At 45.8% G+C, this 5,575-nt stretch carries 6 protein-coding genes; 4 read left to right on the top strand and 2 right to left on the bottom strand.

From position 1 onward, the window contains the following. The first annotated feature begins 127 nt into the window (after positions 1 to 127). Together Q0095_RS06570 and Q0095_RS06565 are read left to right on the top strand one after the other, a co-directional pair. The gene (locus tag Q0095_RS06570; RefSeq protein ID WP_297882499.1) at positions 128 to 610 is read left to right on the top strand and encodes a hypothetical protein; all 483 of its coding nucleotides are present in this window, start codon (positions 128 to 130) and stop codon (positions 608 to 610) included. Between the two features lie 35 nt (positions 611 to 645). Continuing rightward, positions 646 to 1,014: a hypothetical protein gene (locus Q0095_RS06565; RefSeq protein WP_297882497.1), complete on the top strand. Its 369-nt coding sequence runs from the start codon at positions 646 to 648 to the stop codon at positions 1,012 to 1,014. A 314-nt stretch (positions 1,015 to 1,328) separates the two neighbouring features. Here the strand turns inward: Q0095_RS06565 and Q0095_RS06560 are convergent, their stop codons facing one another. Together Q0095_RS06560 and Q0095_RS06555 are read right to left on the bottom strand one after the other, a co-directional pair. Then, a complete protein-coding gene (locus tag Q0095_RS06560; protein WP_297882495.1) occupies positions 1,329 to 2,699 on the bottom strand; it encodes an FAD-dependent oxidoreductase in 1,371 nt (456 codons plus the stop codon). Positions 2,700 to 3,034: 335 nt separating this feature from the next. Beyond that, positions 3,035 to 3,658 (bottom strand): TetR/AcrR family transcriptional regulator, encoded by a 624-nt coding sequence (locus Q0095_RS06555; RefSeq protein ID WP_297880993.1) that lies wholly within the window; start codon positions 3,656 to 3,658, stop codon positions 3,035 to 3,037. Positions 3,659 to 3,937: 279 nt separating this feature from the next. Here Q0095_RS06555 and Q0095_RS06550 point away from each other — a divergent pair, with 279 nt between their 5' ends. Both Q0095_RS06550 and Q0095_RS06545 read left to right on the top strand, forming a co-directional pair. After that, entirely contained in the window at positions 3,938 to 4,573 is a 636-nt protein-coding gene (locus tag Q0095_RS06550; protein WP_297882493.1) for a helix-turn-helix domain-containing protein, read from the top strand. Beyond that, on the top strand, positions 4,570 to 5,157 hold the full coding sequence (locus tag Q0095_RS06545) for a UPF0323 family lipoprotein (RefSeq protein WP_297882491.1): 588 nt from the start codon (positions 4,570 to 4,572) through the stop codon (positions 5,155 to 5,157). The genes Q0095_RS06550 and Q0095_RS06545 overlap by 4 nt, the downstream gene beginning before the upstream one ends. Positions 5,158 to 5,575 lie beyond the last annotated feature (418 nt).

Genomic DNA, 5,575 nt, shown 5'->3' with positions numbered 1-5,575 from the left:
GGCAGGAATTCTGCGTAAAAAGTATAGCTCAAGATGTCATAAAAGAATGGGGTAAATATGATTTAGGCTCGAACGATAGAGCATTCAAATTAAATTATGTAGCAAAAACAAAAAATAGGATTTTAATATGATAGAAAATGGATTTGAATTTTTAATTGCCTCCGTGCCGGATAGAGAAAAAGTAGTAGCCGAGATTTGGCATATGGACAGAGAGGCTTTAATAGAGATCAATCATGAAACGAATAAGCTTTTGGTCGCTGCTACCGCGACTCGGCATAATATCAATTTTTACGAGCTTATATGGGCGCTATATGCCGGGGGATTATGGCTAAAAGATGGGAATCAAAGACCGAATTTTACGGAGCAATTCGAGAAACTTTCAAAAAGAAACGGAAGATGCTCGAAAAATATCTTTAAATTTACAAGATATGAAAATAAAGTGAGTATAGAACATAAAGGCAATCTAATAGCGCATGTCATAAAAGATGGCGACGCCCTATCGGTAGGTTTGTTAAATTTTGGATTTGTATTAAAAGACTGCGTAGAGCTCGAAAATTTCGTATGGGCTTTGCAAAATTCTAGGAAACTGCTAGATGGCGCGGTCGGCTAAGTATCGTGGCAAAAACATCTATAAAGGATAATAAAATGACCGATTATTTCGTAAGAAAAGAAAGCGCAATAAAATTAAATAAGCTTTTGGGGTTAGATTCGGCGGGAGATGAGCAAGATTGGGAGCTAGAATTAGCAGACATTGGCAAAATTACGTCTATGCTAAATCTACTAGAAAACAAGACATTAAATTTCTACGATAAGATTGCTCTGTCGCATTTAATTGTCGCTTCGTTTGAGAAAGAGGATGAAGAGCTAGGCACAGTAGACAAAGATAGGATCAAAATATTTGCCGACTTTCTGGACGATAACTTGCAAATCAAAAATATCATACGAGAATACTGGGTAGTTGCGTATGGGAATTTGAGCAAAAATTTAGCCTATTTGATATTTGGGGATAAATAAAATTCAGATCTATCCATAAAGTATAAATTTTTGAAATTCTAAACAATAAGCGATTAGTACATACCGATAGGTGCTAACAGAATTTTACGCACAGCTCCTTTAAAACAATTCCAAGATAACCTAGAAATTATTTTTACAAGCGGTGGATGAGGCGATACGTGCCAAGCCATAGCGACCAAGAAAGGCGCTGGTGGCAAGGGCTCAAATTATTTAACCCAGTTTAATTTAACCCGCTCCGGCGTATTAAATTTCGCGGTCGATTTGCGCTAGGGCGCCCGGGCATCGCCAAGCTCGAGCGCCGTTAAATTTCAAATTTAAAACTGTCCGAAAAGATCGTTCAGCGCCTCGCTGATGCTAGGATGCGTAAAAATTTGATTTTTGAGAAAATCCGCCTTCGCGCCCAGCGCCATGGCGATCGCCAGCTCATTAACGATCTCGTGCGCGTTTACGCAGTGAAGCGCCGCGCCTAAAATTTCGCCGCTAGCCGCGTCCACGACCGCTTTCATCATTCCCTCGTCGTGCGCTACGACTTTGGCGCCGGGCACCGCCGCCATCGAAAGCTTCAGCACCTTGATCTCGCGCCCACTCTCTCTTGCCTGCCTCTCGCTAAGGCCGATGCGAGCTAGCGGCGTACGGGTAAACAGCACACTTGCATGCGGCGCGCGGTTTTTCGTAGTGCGCGCGCCGTCTCCGAAAAGCGCGCTAAAAATTATCCTAAAATCATCTAAGCTAGTGTAGGTAAACATCTCTCCGCCGCGCACGTCGCCTGCTGCGTAGATGCCAGCAGCCGAGCTTTGCAAATGCTCGTTCGTGATGATATTGCCGCGCGCGTCCGTCTGCAACCCCGCAGCGGCTAAATTTAGCTCGCTCGTATTTGCGCGACGGCCGAGGGCGTATAAAAACGCGTCCGCCGCGATCGTCTTGCTCTCGCCCGCGAGGTTAAATTTCAGCTCGCCGCCCTTTAAACTCAAAAACTCGCAGCCCTCGATAATCTCCACGCCTTGGGCCTGCAGAGCGGATTTGACGCTGGCGGCCACATCCTCATCCTCGTTTTTCATAAATTTCGATCGCATCAGCACGCTAACTTTCGAGCCGAATCCCGCAAACATCGAAGCAAACTCAAGCCCGATAAATCCGCCGCCGATGATTACTAGATGCTTCGGCAGGATCTTTAAATTTAAAATTTCTTCGCTGCTATAAGCGATCTGCGAGCTTACCTCAAAGCTCGGCTCAACCTCCTTCGACCCCGGGCGTCCGCCGAGGCCACCGATCGAGCCCGTATTTACGACGATCGTTCCTGCTGAAATTTCACGCGTTTGTCCATCAGGACTTAGCACGCGCACGGAATTCGCGCTCGCAAAAGAGCCCTCGCCGTCGATTACGTCGATATTTGGGCTTCCCTTTAGCATTGCTAAATTTTTCGCCCTCAGCGCCTCTACGAGCTCGTCCTTTTTCTGCATGCTCAGCACGAAATACTCTCCGAGCACGCCGAAATTTACGAAGCCTGCTTCCTTGCTCGCGGTAATTAGTCGCTTTGTCGGGATGCAGCCTACGTTGATGCAGGTACCGCCGTACATCTGCGGCGAGCGCTCGATGAGAGCGACCTTTTTACCGAGCGCGGCGGATTTTACGGCAAGGGTTTTGCCCGCCTTGCCAAAGCCGATTACGATGATGTCATAATCCATTTTTAATCCTTTTGATTTGAAATTTCGCGGGATTATAAGAGGTTTTATTAAATTTAAAATCTAAGCGGCGCAAATTTAAAGGCACAGGCAAGAGGCGCGAAATTCCACGACGAAATTCTAACTTCGGCACAGAATTTAATGCGGAAAATAAAAATTTCAGCCCTAATCGTTTCAAAAATTCTGCGCCGATAGAATTAGAACTTTAAGCGCGGGATACGTGGCGTTTTATAGCGCTTGGTAGCAGATAGAATCCAAGCTACAAAATTCTAAACCCCAAACCGCTCATAAAATTAAAGGTGCAAAAAGCGCGGAATTTGCGCTGTAAAATTCCGCCACTAGCGCTTTTTTACGCCGAGCAAAAACATATCGATGCGGTCCTTGATTAGCTCGCTCGCTTTAAAATTTAGCTTTTCGTCGAAAAATAGCAGCCTGCTAAAATGCGGCTCTCTAAGCAAAAAGCAAAAATATAGCGCCAGGCTTTTTGCCGTGCGTCCGGGCGCAAACTCGTCCGCATGCGCCGCCAAATACTCATCCAGCGCATTCGGCGAACCTAGCACGCCGCTTTTTAAAAAGATTTTTGGGCTCTCGCTAAGCGCGCCGTTAAAGCCGCTGAAAAGTATCAGTCGGTAGAATTTTATCGCCTCCGGAGCGAAAAGAAACTCCAGATAAATCCCTGCAAACTCTCGCAGATACTCACGCAATTTTAGGTCTTTGTTGATTCGCATGCGCTCGTTCATTCGCTCGTCGAGCTTTTTGCTTTGCAGTTCGATGATGCGCAAAAATAGGCTTTCTTTGTTATCAAAATACTTATAAACCGACGATAGCGAGCCGCCGCTAAGCTCGATGATATCGCTTAAGCTCGTAGCCTCGTAGCCTTTGGCTAAAAACAGCTCCAGCGCCGCGTCTAAAATGAGCTTACAGCGAATTTCGGATTTTTTATATTTAGGCGATTCGGGCATTTCGCCTCCTTTGAAATACTAAAATTTTTTCATAAGTGTATAAAAAATATACTTAATTAAGCAATATTATTGGGCTAAAATTTTAAAACCTCAGAAAAAAATAATTTTATGCGGCTTTTGCAAGCGAAGCGAAATTTTATATCTAGCGGGCGCAAGCGAGCGGAATTTATCGCGCGCCAGCTGCGATAAGGCGGAATCTATCTTTGTAAACGAAGCGTTTAATGCCTATTTTAGGCAAATTTAGCAATAATTACCTAAAACGCTAAAAGGCATCTTTGTATGAAAAAAGTCTCGATCGGCGAAGCAGCCGAAATTTTAGGAATTTCAAAGGAAGCCGTCTATAACCGCATCCGTAGAAATTCCTTGCGCGCCGAGGAAAGCGGCGGCGTACGCTACGTGCTTTTAGATGATGGAGTGCAAAGCGAGCCCACTTCGCAAAACTCTGCGAAAAGCCCGCGCACTAGTGGCACAGCTGGCACTCAAAGCTTCATCGACTATCTCATCAAAGAAATTTCCGAGCTAAAAGGTAAAATCGAAGCGCTACAAAGCGATAAGGACAGGCTTCACAAAGAAAAAGAGGAAATTTTAATTGCCTCGAAAGATGAAATCAAGCTGATGTATAAAGAGCGCGATGAGAAGCTCAGGTATTTTTTGTCGTTTTTCGACAAACCGCTGCTTTCGAACAAAAGTCGCGAGGTCAAACCCTATGATGTCGAAATCAAAGAAAAAACCTTCGATCGCAGCGAATGGACGAGCCTTGCAAAATTCGTAAAATCGCTCAAACGCAAAAAGCGCCTCAAAGCGCAAAGCCTAATCATCGAAAATATCGGCAAGAGCGAGCTTATCCGCGTCGAAGGAAATGAGCTTTTGATAAATCAAAGCCTAGATATAAAATCATTGAAAGGATCTAAATGAAACTACGCAAAATCGCGGCATACGCGCTAGCAGGGGGCTTTGGCCTCGTTATGGCGGGATCGCTAGCAGGCTGCGACGATAAGGAGCAGGAGCAAAATGTCCGCTTACAAGAGGGCGCACTCGTGCGACTCGAAGAGGTCGCGCCGGGAAAATATAAAATTTTAGAGGAATTTCCGAGCGAAAAAACCCAGATCATCTTAAGATCGCTCGACGGCACGGAGAGAATTTTAAGCGATGAGGAAACCAAAGCCCTTCTGGCCGAAGAAAACGCTAAAATCGACGCCGGCACTTCAAATTTGACGAACCAAAACGCGCAGCTTAGCGGCGGCGGCATGAGCCTGGGCGAAGCGATCTTGGCAAGCGCTGCAGGCGCCATCATCGGCTCGTGGATCGGCGGCAAGCTGTTTAACAACCCAGCCTACCAAAGCCAGCGCCAAACCGCCTACAAAAGCCCGAGCGCCTACTCTAGAAGCGTCGATAGCTTCAATCAAGCAAAGCAGCAAAACGATAAGGCGCGAAGCGGTAGAAGCAGTTTTTTTGGCGGAAGCAAGAGCGGCAAGAGCGGCGGATTTTTCGGCGGCTAAGCGCGCTTTGAAACATACGGCGGCTCTGCGCAGCGAGTTAAATTTAGCACGTAGAATTTTAAAATTTGCGCCAAATTTAGCATTGATTTGACGCCGATTTTTCAAAAATGCGCTGTAAAATTCAGCTAAATTTTACCGCTTCTGCCGCGCCCGGTCCACGCCGTCTGCGTGCCCATTTAAATTAGCCGCAGATCTCGCGTGGCTTAAATTTACGCACGATCGCCGCGTATGATCTACGCTAATTAAATTTTGCCGTGCGCCTTGCGCGCTTTAAATTTACGCGAAGCCGTATGCGTATCAAAACTAGCAAAAGCCGCAAAAATCGCGGCGCAGATGAGTTAAAATTTTAAAAAAAGGATAAAAATGCAACTAAAAAAGATAACGCCGTTAAGCAACGAGTATCTCGAAAAGCTCGGCT

Origin of the sequence: uncultured Campylobacter sp., assembly GCF_938045535.1 — a bacterium.
Classification (GTDB): domain Bacteria; phylum Campylobacterota; class Campylobacteria; order Campylobacterales; family Campylobacteraceae; genus Campylobacter_B.
Note: the sequence above shows the minus strand (reverse complement) of the source record. Positions and strands in the feature narration are given on the sequence as shown.

Excerpts from the sequence above, each read along its gene's own strand:
- Q0095_RS06545 (WP_297882491.1), top strand. The coding sequence starts at position 4,570 with ATGAAACTACGCAAAATCGCGGCATACGCGCTAGCAGGGGGCTTTGGC.
- Q0095_RS06555 (WP_297880993.1), bottom strand. The coding sequence starts at position 3,658 with ATGCCCGAATCGCCTAAATATAAAAAATCCGAAATTCGCTGTAAGCTC.
- Q0095_RS06565 (WP_297882497.1), top strand. The coding sequence starts at position 646 with ATGACCGATTATTTCGTAAGAAAAGAAAGCGCAATAAAATTAAATAAG.
- Q0095_RS06550 (WP_297882493.1), top strand. The coding sequence starts at position 3,938 with ATGAAAAAAGTCTCGATCGGCGAAGCAGCCGAAATTTTAGGAATTTCA.
- Q0095_RS06560 (WP_297882495.1), bottom strand. The coding sequence starts at position 2,699 with ATGGATTATGACATCATCGTAATCGGCTTTGGCAAGGCGGGCAAAACC.
- Q0095_RS06570 (WP_297882499.1), top strand. The coding sequence starts at position 128 with ATGATAGAAAATGGATTTGAATTTTTAATTGCCTCCGTGCCGGATAGA.